A 16204-nucleotide genomic window follows, 5' to 3' on the forward strand; every position below is an offset into this window, starting at 1 on the left:
CTCCCTGTAGCGAGTCCAACGGGGACGATGGTCGGGCGGAGAAGGGGTGTCGTCAAAAAACCTACCCAGCCAGGCGGGCGAGGAAGCGCGGGTTTTTCACCCGGGGACGTGGTGGTAATGCTGCGGCGATGCGCGAGCTCCGAGCCCTCTCCCTTGTGTTGCTGCTGACCGGCTGTGGCGTGCCCCGGGCGTACCAGCGGGCGCGGGACGCGGACACGGTGGAGGCGTACCGCGCGTTCCTGCGCGAGTACCCGGTGGGGGACGAGGCCGAGGCCATCGAGGTGCGCATCGAGGAGCTGGAGTTCCAGGAGGCCTCGAAGCTGCACACGGTGGTGGCCTACAAGCGCTTCCTGGAGGCGCACCCTGAGGCCCCGCAGGCGCGGGCGGCGAAGGCGCTGCTGGAGGGGATGCGCTTCAACGCGGCGAAGGAGGCGGGGACGGCGGCGGCGATGCGGCAGTTCCTGAGAGATCATCCGGACGGGGCGCAGCGCGAGGAGGCGCAGCGGCTGTTGAAGGAGGCGGAGCTGAAGGAGCTGTCCACGACGACGGACACGCAGCGGCTGCGCGAGTACTTGCGGGAGGCTCCGGACGATCCCCGGCGGCTGCAGGTGGAGGCGCGGCTGGACGACGAGAGCTTCACCCGGGCGGAGACGGCGGGGGCGTCGCAGCTGCTCGCGTACCTGCGGGACTTCGAGGCGGGGCGCTACCGCGAGCAGGCGAAGGTGAGGCTGCTGGATCTCGAGGTGGAGGGACTGCTCGTCTCGGGGCTGCTGGAGGAGGCGGAGGCGCGCGTGGCGGGGCACCCGCTGGGGGCGAAGTTGAAGGACTTCCCGGCGCGTCTGGCCCGGGCCCGTGCCGAGCGCACGGTGCTCCAGAGCCCGGAGCTGCTGGCCCAGTCCGCACAGGTGGGGTACTACCTGCGGAGCATCGACGACCTGAGGCGCGCGCTGGTGGCGCCGGACCCGATGGATCGTTGGCAGGCGGCGGAGGAGCTGGGGCAGCACGTGTCGGTGAAGGCGCTGGATCCCCTGCTGGAGGCGCTCCGCTCGGCGCGCAACCCGCTCGTCCGGCAGCGGGCGCTGGAGAGCCTGGGGACGGTGCTGCGCGCGCTGCCGAAGCCGGTGGCGGACTACGAGGTGGCGGTGCGGCTGGAGTCGCTGCGCGAGAAGGCGGGCAGCCCGGAGCTGTATCTGACCATGGCGGTGCTGCTGGATCTCTCGGGCCGGATGGGCGAGGCGGCCCCCGAGTACCAGCGGGCCTTCGAGCCGGAGGATCCGGATCCGGTGGTGCTGCGGCGCTGGGTGCAGATCCGCGAGGCGCGGCGCCAGTCCTTCTCGGCGGCGGTGGCGGCGCGGCAGCTCGCGCTGTGGGCGCTGAGGGTGGCGCGCGAGGAGTCGATCACCCCCGAGGGCGGTGTGCCGCTGGCGGCGGCGAGGAAGCTGTGCGCGGCGGTGCAGGGCGCGCGCTTCGCGTCGGAGGCCATCGCGGCGGCCCGCAAGACGAACACCGAGTTCCCCGAGGACCTGGAGGGTTTCGCGGTGACGGCGTCGGATGCGCTGAAGCTGTCGGAGGCGCGGCTGTCGGACGCGGAGCTGTTGCTGCGCGAGAAGACGCCCGGGGCGCGCACATGTGGAGACGACGCGGTCCGCGAGCGCCTGGTGAGCGCGGTGTCCGAGCGCCGCGAGGCCCTGCGCTCGGTGGGCACGAAGCTGCCGAAGCTGGCGCCCTTGCTGCTCGAGCTCGCCCGGGACAGGGATCCGTCCCCGGAGATCCGCGCCGAGGCCGCCTCCCGACTCACGGCGCTCCAGGTCCCCTGAGCGGATTCTTTCTTCCCCCCGACCGACCGGATCTCATAGGTCAGACCAACCGCTAGAGTGAGTCGCCGATGGCCACCCGCACGTACACGCTGAAGGCCGCGACGGCGACACCCGTGCCGCGCATCGACTACGCGCAGCTGCTCAACGAGGAGCAACTGCTCGCGGTGGAAGCGGGGGAGGGGCCCGTGCTGGTCATCGCGGGGGCGGGCTCGGGCAAGACGCGCACGCTGACGTTCCGGGTGGCGCGGCTGCTGGAGCGCGGCATTCCTCCCGAGGGCGTGCTCCTGCTCACCTTCACCAACAAGGCGGCGCGGGAGATGACGCGCCGGGTGGAGGAGCTGGCCGGGGGCTTCGCGGATGTGAGCAAGCTGCTCGGGGGCACCTTCCACCACGCGGCGCACATGCTGCTGCGCCAGCACGCGGGCGCCATTGGCTTCTCGCGCGACTTCACCGTGCTGGACCGCGAGGACGCGCGAGACCTGATGTCCTCGTGCATCGCCGAGCGCAAGCTGCCCCGGGAGCGGCGCTTCCCCAAGGCCGAGGTGGTGTTGGATCTGGTCTCCATGGCCGCCAACCTCCAGGTGTCGGTGGCGGAGGCGCTGGTGGAGCGCCGGCCCCAGTTCCTCCCGCTGGCCGAGGAGGTGCTCGCGGTGTCGCGCCGCTTCGCCGAGCGCAAGGCGCGCATGCACCTGATGGACTTCGATGACCTCCTGGTGATGCTCAAGCGGCTGCTCGTGGAGAACTCCATCATCCGCGCGCAGCTGGTGGACCGGTTCCACTGCGTGCTCGTGGACGAGTACCAGGACACCAACCGGCTGCAGGGCGACCTGGTGGATCTGCTCGTCGGCGAGCGCCGCAACCTCACCGTGGTGGGCGACGACTGCCAGTCCATCTACAGCTTCCGGGGCGCGGACTTCACCAACATCATCGACTTCCCCAAGCGCTACCCGGGCTGCGGCATCTTCCCCCTCACCCGCAACTACCGCTCGACGCCGGAGATCCTCCGGCTGGCCAACGCCTCCATCTCGCTCAACCAGCGCCAGTTCCCCAAGCAGCTCATCTCCTCGCGGACCCCGGGGCCGGTGCCGGTGCTGGTGCCCACCCTTGACGTGGATCAGCAGGCCGCCTTCGTGGCCCAGCGGGTGCTCGAGCTGCGCGAGGGGGGCATGCCCCTGGAGCAGATGGCGGTGCTGTACCGGGCCCACAGCCACTCCATCGAGCTGCAACTGGAGCTCACGCGCCGGGGCATCCCCTTCCGGGTGCGCTCGGGTGTGCGTTTCTTCGAGCAGGTCCACGTGAAGGACGTGCTCGCCTACCTGCGGCTGGTGGGCAACCCTCGCGACGAGCTGGCCCTCAAGCGCGTCGTCAAGCTGGTGCCCGGCATCGGCCCCGCCAAGGCCGAGGCCCTCTGGGAGGCCCTGCTCGCCCTGCCTCCGGAGCTCACCCTGGTGGAGGCCCTGGCCCGCCCCGAGCTCCAGGCCGAGGTGCCTCGCAAGGCGGCTCCCGGTTTCGGCCGGCTGATCCGTCTGTTGGAGCGGCTGGGGACCCCTGGGTCAACCCTGACACCGGGGCGGATGATCCAGGACATACTGGAGGGAGGCTACGGCGAGTATCTGCGGACGGAGTTTCCGGAGGAGGAGCGGCGCGAGGACGACATCCGCCAGCTGGCCGAGTTCGCCGGGCGCTTCGAGGACCTGCCGCGCTTCCTGTCGGAGATCGCGCTGGTGGCCGAATTCTCGGCCCGGGAGGCCACGGGCGAGGCTCCGGACGAGAGCCTCACGCTCTCCACGGTGCACCAGTCCAAGGGCCTGGAATGGCAGGCGGTTTTCGTCATCTCCCTGGCCGAGGGCCGTTTCCCCTTGCCCGGGGCGGCTCGGACGCCGGACGAAGAGGAGGAGGAGCGCCGGCTCTTCTACGTGGCGGCCACCCGGGCCAAGGACGAATTGGCGCTGAGCTACCCTATCTCGGCGGTCCTGCGAGGGGGTGAGCGGGCGATCCTCCGGCTTTCCCGTTTCATCGAGGAGCTGCCGGTGGGCGAGGAGGCACCCTACGACCGGCTGATCCTGGAGACGAGAACTGCGCAAGACGGCTCCTGACGTGATACAGAGTGGTACTCCAATGGCGGACAGACCTCGCATCATCGGGATTGATCTGGGAACGACCAACACTCTGGTCGCGTCCGTGAAGAACCGCATCCCGAAGATCGTCCCCACGGATCGCGGCAACCTGATCCTCCCCTCGGTGGTGGCGCTCTCCGGCAAGGGGGAGCTGCTGGTGGGTGGTGTGGCCAAGGATCAGATGGTCACCAACCCGAAGAACACGCTCTACGGGACCAAGCGCCTCATCGGCCGCAAGTATCAGTCCAGGGTCGTCGACGACCTGAAGGGTTACTTCAAGTACGACATCGTCGAGGCCCCGGACGGCGAGGCGGCGGTGACGATGGGCGGGCGCATCTACACGCTGCCCGAGGTGTCCAGCTTCATCCTCAAGCAGCTCAAGACGATCGCCGAGCAGTTCCTGGGTGGCCCCATCGACGAGGCCGTCATCTCCGTGCCGGCGTACTACACGGACAGCCAGCGCCAGGCGGTGAAGGAGGCCGGCAAGCTCGCGGGCTTCAACGTCAAGCGCATCGTCAACGAGCCCACCGCGGCGGCGCTGGCCTACGGCTTCAACCGCGGGTTGGATCAGAAGATCCTCGTCTACGACCTGGGCGGCGGTACCTTCGACGTGTCGGTGCTGCACCTGACGGGCAACGTCTTCGAGGTGCTCGCCACCGGCGGTGACACCTTCCTGGGCGGCGTCGACTTCGACAACCGGGTGATGGACTACGTGCTCGAGAAGTTCTGGGAGGAGACCAAGGTCGACCTCTCGCAGAGCCCCATCGCCATGCAGCGCATCAAGAACGCGGCCGAGGCGGCGAAGATCGACCTGACGCTCATCCCCAACGTGGTCATTGATCTGCCCTACATCGAGGAGCGCAAGGGCAGGCCGTTGGATCTGCGCATTCCCCTGACGCGCGAGAACCTCAACGCGCTCACCATGGACCTGGTGGATCGCACGTTCGAGATCTGCGACCGGGTGCTGGCGGAGAAGGGCATCAACCGCTCGGAGATCGACGAGATCATCCTGGTGGGCGGGCAGAGCCGCATGCCGCTGGTGCAGCAGCGGATTCAAGAGCACTTCGGCAAGCCGCCGCGCAAGGGCGTGCACCCGGACGAGTGCGTGGCCCTGGGCGCGGCGCTGCTGGCGGACTCGCTGGGCAGCATCGACTCGGTGACGCTGCTGGACGCGGTGTCCATGCCCATTGGCTACGCGCTGCCCAACGGGCGCGTGCGCCGGATCATCGAGAAGAACTCCATCATCCCGCTGGTGAAGAGCTTCCGGCTGCCGCCCCCGAAGGAGCCGGGCGCGCCCTTCATCGAGATGGACATCTTCCAGGGCGACAGCGACCTGATGGTGGACAACGAGTACCTGGGCACGCTGAAGGTTCCGGCCGAGGCCGCGGGGCGGAAGATCGACTTCCGGCTCAACGAGGAGTGTCTGCTCCAGGTCATCGTCGAGGAGCCGAGCGGCCCGAAGCGGATTGAATTGGCCACGCGGGACACCCCGGAGCTGCTCAAGAAGGAGCTGGCGCGGGTGGCCGAGGAGAAGGCCCAGAAGGCGGAGCAGGCGTCGTCCACGCCATCGTCCCACCAGGAGGGCAGCGGGTTGTTCTCCAGCATCAAGAGCATCTTCCGTAGGGGGTAGGCGGCGGCATGGCCAGGTTCCCGTCGAAGGAGTGGTGTGAGGAGGCGGTCAGGCTGGTGAACGAGGATCCAGAGCGTCCGCTGGCCGCCCAGGGGTGGCTGGGGGAGATAGGGATCATCGTCGACGCGGAGCCGGGCAAGCTGGAGCGGGCCTTCGTGGTGCACGTCGTCCCGCGTGATTCCCGCATCGAGAAGCTGCGGGTGCTGGATGCGCCGGACGACCTGGACGAGTTCGAGCCGGCCTACCTGGCGCGAGCGCCGTACACGGTGTGGAAGCAGCTCCTGCAGGGGAGCCTGGATCCCGTCGAGGCGGTGCTGCGGCGGCGCATCGCGGTGAAGGGGGACCTGCAGCAGCTCATCGAGCGCTTGAGGTTCAAGGGCATCGCGGATCGCGTCTTCGCCCAACTGAAGACAGAGTTTGTCGACGAGCAGTGAATGCCAGCGGGGGGCAGGCAGCCATGAGCATCCGTCAGAATCTGAAGAAGCAGGCGCTGGGCGTGTCGCAGAAGGCCGTGGAGAAGCTCATGGCCGACGAGCGACGGGCCATGGCGTTGGCGCAGGCGTTGGGCTCGGTGCAGCGGGGCAAGCAGGCCCTGGACCGCAGCCACGAGGAGCTGATGCGGGCGCTGAGCTTCGCGCCCCGGAGCGACTTCAAGGCCGTGGGCAAGAAGCTCTCCGGCCTCAAGCGTCGGCTGCGCGAACTGGACGAGAAGCTGGAAGAAATCGCGAGAGAATAGGCGTTGACACGGGGGTACACCGGGTGGCATTTACCCGCCCGTCGCTTCGTCGGGGGCGCATAGCTCAGCGGTAGAGCACTGCCTTCACACGGCAGGGGTCCCAGGTTCGAATCCTGGTGCGCCCACTCCCAACGAAAGCCGATAGCAGCAGGGCGCATAGCTCAGCGGTAGAGCACTGCCTTCACACGGCAGGGGTCCCAGGTTCGAATCCTGGTGCGCCCACACGATAGAGGCCGTGAGTCCCCAAGGGCTCACGGCCTCTTCGCTTTCCAGGGCCTCTACTTCGCCGCGGGCGCGGGCTGTTCGCGCGGCGCCACGGCCTTGTTCTCCCGCTCCTGCGCTCGCGCCTTCAGCAGCGAGGCCACGATGGAGCCGCCCAGCAGCAGGGAGATGATCCCCAGCGACAGCGCGGGCGGCACCTTCACCACGTCCACCAGCGCCATCTTCGAGCCCACGAACACCAGCACCGCCGACAGGCCCACCTTCAGATAGGAGAACTTCTCCACGGCCCCCGCCAGCACGAAGAAGAGCGAGCGCAGGCCCAGGATGGCGAAGATGTTCGAGGTGAAGACGAGGAACGGATCCGTCGTCACCGCGAAGATGGCGGGGATGGAGTCGAGCGCGAAGAGCACGTCCGACAGCTCCACCAGCACCAGCGACATGAGCAGCGGCGTGGCGAGCTTCCGGCCGTTCTCCAGCGTGAAGAAGCGGTCCCCGTCGAAGCGCGGCGTCGAGGGGATGGCCCGCCGCACCAGCTTCATGAGGGCCCCGTCCTCCGGGTGATCCTCCTTGTTGCGCTGCAGGAAGAGCTTCGCGCCCGTGAAGATGAGGAACGCGCCGAAGACGTAGATGAGCCAGTGGAAGCGCTCGAGCATCGCCACGCCCGCGAAGATCATCACCGCGCGCAACACCAGCGCGCTGAGGATCCCCCAGAAGAGCACCCGGTGCTGGTACAGCGCGGGAATCTTCAGCGCCGAGAAGATGACGACGAAGACGAAGATGTTGTCGATCGAGAGCGACTTCTCGATCAGATAGCCGGTGAGGAATTGCATCCCCGGTGTGGCGCCGAACTTCCACCAGATGCCCAGGTTGAAGATCAGCGCCAGGGAGATCCACACCCCGCTCCACGCCAGGGCTTCCTTGAACTTCACCTCGTGCGTCTTGCGGTGGAACACTCCCAGGTCCAGTGCCAGCATCGCCAGCACGAACACGATGAACCCCGCCCAGAGGGCGGGGCTGCCTATGCTCTGCATGTCCATGATTCCGTGTCTTTCGCTCTAGAGAGGGGGCCCGGGTTCAGCGGGCGAAGGGCAGGGCGCCGCTCCAGCCCCGGGCGGCCGGCATCCGCGAGGCCTGCTGCAGCAGCCGGCGCACGCGCTCCTCGGTGCGCGGGTGCGTCGAGAAGAGCGACAGGATGCTCTGCACCCCCGCGAAGGGGCTCACGATGAACAGGCTCGCGGTGGCCGGCTGTCCTTCCACCGGCAGCACCCTCGCTCCGGCCTCCAGCTTCTGCAGCGCTCGCGCCAGGGCCTCGGGGTCCCCGCTGATCTCCGCGCCCGTCTGGTCCGCCAGGTACTCACGCGAGCGGGAGATCCCCATCTGGATCAGCGTCGCCGCGATGGGCGCCACCAGCGCCAGGGCCAGCGCCTGCAGCGGAGACAGGCCATCCCCCTCGTCCTCATCCCGGCCGAGGAACATCGAGCCGAACATGCCCACCGCGTGCGCCAGGTACGTCACCGCCGAGGCCACCGCGGCCGCGATGGTGGACACCAGGATGTCCCGGTTCTTGATGTGCGCGAGCTCGTGCGCCAACACCCCGCGCAGCTCCCGCTCGTCGAGCACTTCCAGGATGCCCGCCGTCACCGCCACCACGCCGTGCTCCGGGTTGCGGCCCGTGGCGAATGCGTTCGGCTGCGCCTCGTTCATCAGGAAGACGCGCGGCTTGGGGATGCCCGCCCGCTGCGACAGCTCCTCCACCATCCGGTGCAGGCCGGGCGCCTGCTGGGGGCTCACCTCCTGCGCCCCGTGCATGCGCAGCACCAGCTTGTCCGAGAAGAAGTAGGCCCCCAGGTTCATCGCCAGCGACAGCACCAGCGCACCGATGAGGAAGCCCTTGCCCAGCGCGGCGCCGATTCCGATCAGCACCACGGACAGCACGCCGAGCAGCAGCAGGGTCTTGATCTGATTCTTCATGGCTCTCTTCCTCTCGGGAGCTCGGGCGCGCGCACCACACGCACGCGAAGCCCCAGATGCCTTGGGAGATAAGAGCCAGGGCAATCTTCGGCAAATAGGTAATCAGGACGCATCCCTTCGGAAAAAACGAAGTGGAGCGTGCGCTCGTCTCCTGTCCTCGGAGCCCGGGCGGGCGAGCTCGCCGATGTACCCGCGGACGGGATGATGCACTGTTGGCTTCTGTTCAGAAGCCCGCACCGGCTGGTCCCGATGTCCACCGGGCTTGTGAGCACCTGGCCGGTTGCGAGTGTCGCCGGCGAGCGTGGAGACCTCCGCGCCGCCCTGGCCGCGCTCGAGCGCGTCTCACGGCCCCCTCTCAGGGAGATCCCCCTCGTTGATCCGACTCCGACTTCTCTCCGCCCTTTGTGTCTCCTTCCTCCTGGGCTCGACTGCCGCCTGTCAGGCAGGGGACCAGTCGCTGGACTCGCAGAAGCCCCTGCCGGGCAACCCAGAGCCCGGAACGCCCGAGCCCACTCCGACCCCATCTCCTTCCACTCCGGAGCCGGCTCCAGAGCCCGCCCCCACTCCCGCGCCAACGCCTGAGCCGACGCCCGAGCCGGCTCCCGAGCCCGTGCAGGACAAGGACGTGTTCGGCGTCACCATGCTCTATCCGACGAAGCCGGGCGGAGAGACGTGGTTCCTCCAGGCCGACCCGCTGAAGGACTCGCGCTTCGATCCGCAGGATCCCATCACCCGCAACGCGGATGGCTCCTGGAAGATGAAGAGCACCCAGGTCCGCATGGAGGCCTTCACCTCCACCGGCTATGACGCGAAGAAGATTCCCACCTATGACCGGGACGTGCTGGCGAGCCGTGGCTACATGCAGGCCGCCAACGACTGGAAGAACGTGGAGATGACGGGCTTCGTGAAGGTGAATGCCGCCAGCAACATGGGCGACAACTTCGCCTGGTATGCCCGCGGTGGCCGCCACACCGACTCGCTGGCCTGCGAGGGTTCTTCCTACAAGGGCGGCTTGCACTATGACGGCCGCACCCGTTGGGAGAAGGAGTCCTGGCACGTGAGCTACGACAACGTGCCCTACAAGACGGCCACCTCGTCGCTCAAGGGCCGCTGGGTGGGTTTCAAGGCCGTCATGCGCAACACCTCCGTCAACGGCAAGCCCGCCGTCAGGTTGGAGGCGTGGCTCAACGACAATGCCGACAAGGTGACGTGGAAGAAGATCTACGAAAAGGTGGATGACGGTTCGTGGGGCGGCGACGCCGACCACTGCGGTGGCTCCGTGCCGGCCATGCCCATCACCTGGGGCGGACCCATCGCCACCTTCCGTTGGGACAGCGCGTCGGACGTGGATTTCAAATGGTTGAGCGTCCGGGAAATCACTGAATGAGTCTGGACGTCAGGCCCTACCTCTCATGATGGGTCAGGCGCGGGGATTTCCATCGTCCCCGCGCCTTTTTCATGCCCGGCGCCAGACTTCTGCTCGGCGCCGAACCCCTGGTTCGCACTCGGGGGTCATGGCCGCATCTCACCCCACAGCCCAGCGTTGCGGCGCCTCCAAGCGCGTGATGCGTACGTCTGGAGGTGTCATTCCGGGCCGATCCTCCCGGCCCGGATCTCGCGGGGGACCCATCCATGCAGATCACGTTCCTGGGGCATGCCGGCTTCCTGGTCGAAACCCAACACGCCCTGGTGGTCGCCGACCCGTGGTTGTCCCCTCAGGGGGCCTTCGACTCGGCCTGGATGCAGTTTCCTCGCAACCACCAGCTCGCTCCCATGGTGCGTCAGAAGCTGGAGCACTCGCCCAAGGAGCGCTTCCTCTACATCAGCCACGAGCACAAGGATCACTACGATCCCGACTTCCTCCGCACCCTCACGAAGCGGGACTTCACCGTCGTCATCGCCCGCTTCCGCCGCACGGCGCTCCGAAATGACTTCGAGGCCTATGGGGCCCGCCGCGTCATCGCCTGCGAGGACCAGCAGGAGGTGCCCTTCAAGAATGGTTACCTGAAGCTCTACCTCACGGACTCGGGAACCAACCGGGACTCGGCCCTGCTGATCCAGGCTGATGGGCAGAGCTTCCTCAACCTCAATGACTGCAAGGTCCACGACAGGTTGCCGGGCATCGTCGCGGAGGAGGGGCCGCTCGACATCTTCACCGCCCAGTTCTCGGGCGCCATCTGGCACCCCACCTGCTACGACTACTCGCGCGAGGCGTATGCGGAGCACTCGCGGCGGAAGCGTGCCAGCAAGTTCGAGGCGGTGGCTCGCGCCATCGAGACCGTCCGGCCTCGTGTCTACCTGGCCTCGGCGGGCCCGGCCTGCTTCCTGGATCCGTCGCTCTTCCACATCAACCTCGAGCCGGTGAACATCTTCCCCCGCGCCTCGGAGCTCTTCACCTTCCTCCACCACCGGCTGGCGGGGAAGACGCCGCGCCTCCTCGAGCCCATGCCCGGGGACGTGCTCGATGCGGGCATCGGAGACCTGATCTCGCTGGCCCCCGAGCGCGTCACCGACGAGAACGTCTCGCAGTACCTGCGCTCCTACGCGACGCTCCAGACGCGCGTCTTCCGCGAGCGGCGGCGCAACCTGATGCTCGAGGAGGTGGATCGCATCCACGAGCGGCTGCGCGAGGAGATGCAGAACAAGCTGGAATCCTTCTCGCTGGCGGACCGCGTGACGATGCCCCTGTACCTGGGCCTCATCGAGCTGCCCGGACAGCTCATCCGCGTGGACTTCCGCTCGCGCCGGGTGGAGGTCGTCAGCGAGGTGCGTGACCTGAGCCGGTACACGCTCATCACGAGCGCCCCGGACATCGTCCGGGTGCTGGATCGCAAGCTGAACTGGGAGGACTTCCTGCTGTCCTTTCGCTTCCGGGCCTCGCGCTCGCCGGACGTCTACGACGCCTCCCTGCACAACTTCCTCGCCGCCGAGGTCGAGGACCTGCGCGCCCTGTGCGACAACACGCTCGCCAACGAGTCGCGCAAGGAGCGCACCGTGGTCACCGCCGGCGGGCAGCGCTACGCCATCAACCGCTACTGCCCCCACCAGGGCGCGGACCTCCAGGAGGGCTGGGTCGAGGAGGGGCGCTTCCTCGTGTGCCCCCGCCACCGCTGGCGCTTCGACCTGACGGCCGAGGGGCTCTGCCCCATGAACGGGTGCTCCATCAACGCCGAGCCCCTCGGGAAGGACAAGGACGACAGCACGCCAGGGACCTCGAAGGAGCAGCGGTCCTCGATGTGAGCCGTTCGCCCTCCGCCCCTCTTCCTCCCGGTGGAGAGGGGTGGAGGGTTACGGATTGGAGAAGAGCTCCACGTCGAATCGGCCGTTGTCGCTGCGCAGACCCACCGGGCCATCGAACGTGAGGGCTTCGGCCGGCAGCGTCCCTTCCCAGACCGGTTTGCCGTCCACGAGGACGTTCAGCTCCGCCCCTCGCAGCTCCGCTCGCAACGTGTGGCTGTCGCCCGGAGCGAGCACGGGCACGGCGCTCCCGCTGCGCGGCTTCACCGTCTGATAGCCGCCGTTGCCGCAGTCGTCCGAGCGGTGCATTCCCGGGTTGTGCTTCACCGACACCACCAGGCCCGCCTTCGGCTCGATGCGCCACATCACGTAGACGACGTTGCAGCCGTCCTGTGCCCTCAGCTTGAGCCCCACCTGCCGCCGCATCTCTCCTGATTGCAACGGCTTCTGCACCGCCGTGGCCCCCAGGTATGTGAGGCGCAGCTCCGCCACCTGCGTCCCCGTTCGCGCTGATGGCGCCAGCGCCAGGGCCTTGGGTTCTTCGTTGGCGGGCACCACCGCCCGCACCTTCGGATCCTCGATGCGCAGGCGGCCATTGGGGAGCGGCTCCAGCCTTCCCTCCGTGGCCTTCATCCGCTTCGGCGCCATCGGGGGCTGCGGTTCGTCTGTCTTCTTCATGGCTTTGCCTGGGGACATCGATGGGGCGAGCAGCCCCAGCAGTGACACCACCAGAAGTGGTCGGGTACTCATGGCTGTTCCTCTCCCAAGAAGCGGCCCACCTCCGCCACGTGGGCCTTCAACCAGGCCTGCTCCGCGCGCAACCGAGCCAGCTCCAACATCAGGTAGTCCCGATAGCGGCGCACCTTCACCGTCTCCATCGCCTGGATGTCCTTGAGCTGTCCTTCCAGGTCCGCCACCAGCACAGACACCTCGCGCAGGCGTGCTTCCTCCGCCGCATGCGCCCCTCGCAGCTCGCGCAGCAGCCGGGCCACGTCCTGGCTCACGCCCGCCACGTCCTCCTCGAGCGAACTCCGGCGTCCCTCGCGCGCCCGTGCGTTCGCCGCGGGCTGCCACAGGCTCCCCAGGTTGTACGAGACCGTCAGCGACCCGAAGAGCGGCACCTCCTGCGGCACGCGGAGCAGCTCGTCGTACCCACCTCGCAGCTGCATCTTCCACGCCGACGCGCGCCGCAGGCTCCCGTCCTCCTCCTCCACGCGCGCATCCGCCTCGCGAAAGTCCCGCAGCCAGGCGGACAGGGGCCGCTCGGCGGGGCGGGGCAGGGCGGCGAGCCGCTCGCGCTCCTTCTCCGTCTCGCGCTCCAGCGCGTGCAGTCCGTCCAACCGCAGTTGCAGCGCGTTGAGCTCCTCGATGGTGGCCCGGCCTTCCTTCACGTCTTCTCGTAGCGAGGCCAGGAGCTGCTCCGCCTCGGGCATGGCGGCCTCCAGCACCTGGGCGCGTGCGGCCAGCGAGGTCTCGGCACCTACGTCTACTCCGCGCTTCACGGCGGCCTGCAACGCCGAGAGTGCCCGGTAGCGCGCGCACTCCGCCTGCGCCCGGCGGCGGATGGCCAGTCCCCGGTACAGCCCCACGAAGTCGTAGTTCACCCCCGCGGTGATCCGCGGCGTCGGGCTGCCCAGGGGGACACCCTCGCCGTTCCCTCCGGCCTCGCCCGCGTTCACCACGCCCACGCTCGCGAAGACGTCCGGTGCGAGCAGGACCGCCGACTCGGCATCGCCCACCCCACGCACGAAGGCGCAGTAGCCCGGATCGCGCGCCTCTCCGGCCGGCTCCTGGGCTCCCGCCGCTCCCGCTCCGAGACCGGCCAGCACGCCCCATGCAACCGCCCACCGCATCCGCATCTCCTTCCTGATCTCAGCGCTACAGCAGCAGCGGCGGCCGACCCAGGTGCAGCAGTTGTTCGCGCGCCCAGTGCTCGTCCCGCAGCTCCAGCTCCACCATCACGCCTCGCAACATCGTCTGGCGCACCGGGTGCTTGACGGTCACCTCGCCCTGCAGCGCGTGCCCCACCATGCCCACCTCCCGGCACCACAGCAGCGTCAGCGCGCACCGGTAGAGCGGCGTCCCTGGCGCCGCGTTCTCCAGGTTCTCGTAGGGCACGAAGCCCACCGTCACCCCCCGCTCGATGGCCTCCATCCACGGCGAGCCGCGGATGGTCGCGAGCAGCGTGTCGTAGCGCGCCACCGCCTCGTCCAGGGAGCGCAGGCTCTCCTCGAGGTGTGTCCGCTCGCTCTCCGCGCGTGCCACCTCCAGCACCGAGCGCGTGTACTCCCGCTCCAGCAACAGCACCTCGGTGGTGAGGCCCCGGGCCTTGCCTCCCAGCGAGGCGTCGAAGCCGTCCAGCTCGCGCTTGAGTGCCTCCAGCCTCGTCTGGAGTTCCGCCGAGCCCTCCGCGAGGGACAGGTTGCTCTGCGCCATCTGCGCCAGTTGGTGGTTGGCGGTGAGCCGATCCTCGCGCTCCAACATCCGCGCCTTGTAGAGCGCCTCCGTGCGCGTGCGCGCCATGCCCGCGTAGGCCCGGTTGGACTCGGAGATCTCCTGTGCCGCCTGCTGGTATTCCTGCCGCAGCATGGCCAGCCGGCGCAGGGCCTTCGCCCGGGCCTCGCGCTCGCTCCCCAGCGCCAGCCGGAAGCGCTCCTGGAAATCCTTCTCCGTGCCGAGCAGCCGCTGGGCCTGCTCCAACCGCGTCTCCATGTCCCTGCGATCCGCCAGCAGCTTGTCCCTCGCCGCTGCCTGCTGCGCCAGCTGCGTGTTGAGCTGGAGGATCTGCGGATCCGTCGGGGACACCACCGTGGGCGTCAGCCAGGCGTGGCCCACGAAGAAGAAGGTCTGCACCCCCAGGTACGACACGAGCCCGAGCAGGATGAGCGCCAACAGCACCGAGCCCAGCGTCTTGTAGGCATTGACCGCGAGCGTGTTGATCTTGTTGACGATGCGTTGGTTCATGGCGTCGAGCCTCCCCCCGCGGCTCGAGGGGGGAGTGCGCCAGGAGGTGTCCCATCCGCGGGGGGCGCGTTCGCGGGCGGCACGTTGGGGGCGGGAGCCGGCTTGCCCCGCGTCTCCCAACTGCCCGAGTCCAGCGTGAACAGCGCCAGCGGAGTGAAGAGCGCATAGGTGACGGGCATCAGCAATCCCATGGGAAGGAAGGAGAGGGCGGACACGCGCATCTCCGGCGGCAGGTCCCTCTTGTCGATGCGGTAGATGATCCCCATGGCCCCCATGACGAGCATGTGCAGCAGGAGTACCCCCCAGAACTGCCCATTGATGATGTTGTGGACGATGATGACGGGATAGGAGAGCAGCAGCGCCAGTTGTGACACGTAGTGGACGCACACCACGGGGTGCAGCCGCCAGGCGTGGCTCAGCCCACAGATCATGTCCACGAGGTTGGAGCGCCGCCACCGCAGCTGCTGCGAGAAGTAGCCCGCCAGCGTGGACGGCGCGGCCGTCTGGCACCAGGCCTCCGTGGTGTAGACCGTCTCGTAGCCCGCCTTGACGATCTGCCGCGTGAGGAAGCGATCCTCCCCGTACTTGATGGGGATTCCGGCGATGTTGCGCGCCTCGAGGATGGGCTCCAGCTCCAGCAGCACATCGCGCCGGTACGCGGTGAGACACCCGGACAGGCACAGCACCGAGCGGAAGCTCCGCTCCAGATCCTTGAGCCACTCCTGGGCGAAGTAGAACTTGATCTCCACCATCCGCGTGAGCCAGTTCTGGTGGCGGTTGGAGACGTAGGTGCGGCCTCCCACCGCGGCGATGCGTGGACTGACGAAGCGCCGCACCAGCTCGCGCACGGCGCTCGGGTGTGCCACCACGTCCGAGTCCACCGAGACGATGATCTCCGAGGTGGCCTCGCGTACGGCCCGGGCGATGCCCTTGCGCTTGCCCATGTTGTGGGGGTTGCGCATCACCTTCACGTTCGAGTGGCCCTCGGCGGCACGCAGCGCCCAGGAGTGGCTGTCGTCGGTGGAGCAGTCGTCCACCACGCAGATGCTCAGCTTGTCCGGGGCATAGTCCTGCACCAGCAGGCTGCGCACGGCGTGGTAGATGCCCTCGCCCTCATTGAAGAGGGGAATCACCACGGTGACAGTGGGCTGGTAGCTGTCATCCGTGGCGTCCACCTGGCTTCCCCGGAGCCGCCGCAGCAGCGGGCCGAGCACGTACCGGTTGATCGTCACCACCAGCACCAGCAGATGAACGGGAAAGAGTTCCATGTCTCATCCGGCTGTGCGGATGAGCCCGGCGCGCCTGGCACATACCTCCACCGGTCGCCCCTGGCCCTTGTCCCGCCCCGCCTCCCCCCTCGTCCCCGATCCGCGCGCATGGGTCTCGCGGTGCTCCGGGGTGGCCTGAAACTCGGCCCGTGCCATCCCTCGGACAACTGCCCCGTGGGGCAGGGGGAGCGCCTGGCATGCGCTACCCCTGTTTCCGCTTATGTCGGATGTGGGGACACACC

13 protein-coding genes and 2 tRNA genes are annotated in these 16204 nt (G+C 68.3%); 9 read left to right on the plus strand and 6 right to left on the minus strand.

The genetic code is table 11. The features are described 5' to 3' along the window. Positions 1-128 precede the first annotated feature (128 nt). The 7 genes from DAT35_RS47480 to DAT35_RS47510 all read left to right on the plus strand — a co-directional run bounded on the left by DAT35_RS47480 (position 129) and on the right by DAT35_RS47510 (position 6522). Complete coding sequence (locus DAT35_RS47480; protein ID WP_108075974.1) at positions 129-1817, plus strand: HEAT repeat domain-containing protein; 1689 nt, start codon at positions 129-131, stop codon at positions 1815-1817. Between the two features lie 68 nt (positions 1818-1885). Beyond that, positions 1886-3913: an ATP-dependent helicase gene (locus DAT35_RS47485; protein WP_108075975.1), complete on the plus strand. Its 2028-nt coding sequence runs from the start codon at positions 1886-1888 to the stop codon at positions 3911-3913. Between the two features lie 22 nt (positions 3914-3935). Further along, complete coding sequence (locus tag DAT35_RS47490; RefSeq protein ID WP_108075976.1) at positions 3936-5564, plus strand: Hsp70 family protein; 1629 nt, start codon at positions 3936-3938, stop codon at positions 5562-5564. 8 nt (positions 5565-5572) lie between these two features. After that, complete coding sequence (locus tag DAT35_RS47495) at positions 5573-5998, plus strand: hypothetical protein (RefSeq protein ID WP_108075977.1); 426 nt, start codon at positions 5573-5575, stop codon at positions 5996-5998. Positions 5999-6021: 23 nt separating this feature from the next. Beyond that, positions 6022-6300 carry a hypothetical protein gene (locus tag DAT35_RS47500; protein WP_108075978.1) on the plus strand — a complete coding sequence of 93 codons (279 nt, stop codon included), beginning with the start codon at positions 6022-6024 and terminating at the stop codon, positions 6298-6300. A 53-nt stretch (positions 6301-6353) separates the two neighbouring features. Further along, positions 6354-6425, plus strand: a tRNA-Val gene (locus DAT35_RS47505). A 25-nt stretch (positions 6426-6450) separates the two neighbouring features. Beyond that, a tRNA-Val gene (locus DAT35_RS47510) sits at positions 6451-6522 on the plus strand. Between the two features lie 56 nt (positions 6523-6578). On the opposite strand, the gene DAT35_RS47515 is transcribed toward DAT35_RS47510, so the two are convergent. Both DAT35_RS47515 and DAT35_RS47520 read right to left on the minus strand, forming a co-directional pair. Then, on the minus strand, positions 6579-7559 hold the full coding sequence (locus DAT35_RS47515) for a TerC family protein (RefSeq protein ID WP_108075979.1): 981 nt from the start codon (positions 7557-7559) through the stop codon (positions 6579-6581). Positions 7560-7596: 37 nt separating this feature from the next. Further along, positions 7597-8493 carry a zinc metalloprotease HtpX gene (locus DAT35_RS47520; RefSeq protein WP_108075980.1) on the minus strand — a complete coding sequence of 299 codons (897 nt, stop codon included), beginning with the start codon at positions 8491-8493 and terminating at the stop codon, positions 7597-7599. A gap of 373 nt (positions 8494-8866) precedes the next feature. On the opposite strand from DAT35_RS47520, the gene DAT35_RS47525 reads away from it, so the two are divergent. Beyond that, positions 8867-9880: a carbohydrate-binding protein gene (locus DAT35_RS47525; RefSeq protein ID WP_108075981.1), complete on the plus strand. Its 1014-nt coding sequence runs from the start codon at positions 8867-8869 to the stop codon at positions 9878-9880. A gap of 245 nt (positions 9881-10125) precedes the next feature. Continuing rightward, complete coding sequence (locus DAT35_RS47530; protein ID WP_108075982.1) at positions 10126-11733, plus strand: Rieske 2Fe-2S domain-containing protein; 1608 nt, start codon at positions 10126-10128, stop codon at positions 11731-11733. Positions 11734-11781: 48 nt separating this feature from the next. Here DAT35_RS47530 and DAT35_RS47535 read toward each other — a convergent pair whose 3' ends face one another. From DAT35_RS47535 to DAT35_RS47550, 4 genes are read right to left on the minus strand one after another with little or no spacing between them, the layout of a single operon-like run. After that, complete coding sequence (locus DAT35_RS47535; protein WP_233262128.1) at positions 11782-12480, minus strand: hypothetical protein; 699 nt, start codon at positions 12478-12480, stop codon at positions 11782-11784. Continuing rightward, positions 12477-13583: a hypothetical protein gene (locus tag DAT35_RS47540; RefSeq protein ID WP_108075983.1), complete on the minus strand. Its 1107-nt coding sequence runs from the start codon at positions 13581-13583 to the stop codon at positions 12477-12479. Before DAT35_RS47540 ends, DAT35_RS47535 begins: the two co-directional genes overlap by 4 nt. 25 nt (positions 13584-13608) lie before the next feature. Further along, positions 13609-14694, minus strand: a complete 1086-nt coding sequence (locus DAT35_RS47545; protein WP_108075984.1) for a hypothetical protein — start codon at positions 14692-14694, stop codon at positions 13609-13611. Then, positions 14691-15962, minus strand: a complete 1272-nt coding sequence (locus DAT35_RS47550) for a glycosyltransferase family 2 protein (protein ID WP_108075985.1) — start codon at positions 15960-15962, stop codon at positions 14691-14693. The genes DAT35_RS47545 and DAT35_RS47550 overlap by 4 nt, the downstream gene beginning before the upstream one ends. Positions 15963-16204: the final 242 nt, after the last annotated feature.

The organism is Vitiosangium sp. GDMCC 1.1324, from assembly GCF_003044305.1.
Classification (GTDB): domain Bacteria; phylum Myxococcota; class Myxococcia; order Myxococcales; family Myxococcaceae; genus Archangium.

What these genes read in the sequence shown, in the direction of transcription:
- DAT35_RS47500 (WP_108075978.1), top strand. Translation starts at nt 6,022, where the DNA reads ATGAGCATCCGTCAGAATCTGAAGAAGCAGGCGCTGGGCGTGTCGCAG.
- DAT35_RS47535 (WP_233262128.1), bottom strand. Translation starts at nt 12,480, where the DNA reads ATGAGTACCCGACCACTTCTGGTGGTGTCACTGCTGGGGCTGCTCGCC.
- DAT35_RS47480 (WP_108075974.1), top strand. Translation starts at nt 129, where the DNA reads ATGCGCGAGCTCCGAGCCCTCTCCCTTGTGTTGCTGCTGACCGGCTGT.
- DAT35_RS47545 (WP_108075984.1), bottom strand. Translation starts at nt 14,694, where the DNA reads ATGAACCAACGCATCGTCAACAAGATCAACACGCTCGCGGTCAATGCC.
- DAT35_RS47490 (WP_108075976.1), top strand. Translation starts at nt 3,936, where the DNA reads ATGGCGGACAGACCTCGCATCATCGGGATTGATCTGGGAACGACCAAC.
- DAT35_RS47520 (WP_108075980.1), bottom strand. Translation starts at nt 8,493, where the DNA reads ATGAAGAATCAGATCAAGACCCTGCTGCTGCTCGGCGTGCTGTCCGTG.
- DAT35_RS47495 (WP_108075977.1), top strand. Translation starts at nt 5,573, where the DNA reads ATGGCCAGGTTCCCGTCGAAGGAGTGGTGTGAGGAGGCGGTCAGGCTG.
- DAT35_RS47515 (WP_108075979.1), bottom strand. Translation starts at nt 7,559, where the DNA reads ATGGACATGCAGAGCATAGGCAGCCCCGCCCTCTGGGCGGGGTTCATC.
- DAT35_RS47550 (WP_108075985.1), bottom strand. Translation starts at nt 15,962, where the DNA reads ATGGAACTCTTTCCCGTTCATCTGCTGGTGCTGGTGGTGACGATCAAC.
- DAT35_RS47485 (WP_108075975.1), top strand. Translation starts at nt 1,886, where the DNA reads ATGGCCACCCGCACGTACACGCTGAAGGCCGCGACGGCGACACCCGTG.
- DAT35_RS47530 (WP_108075982.1), top strand. Translation starts at nt 10,126, where the DNA reads ATGCAGATCACGTTCCTGGGGCATGCCGGCTTCCTGGTCGAAACCCAA.
- DAT35_RS47540 (WP_108075983.1), bottom strand. Translation starts at nt 13,583, where the DNA reads ATGCGGTGGGCGGTTGCATGGGGCGTGCTGGCCGGTCTCGGAGCGGGA.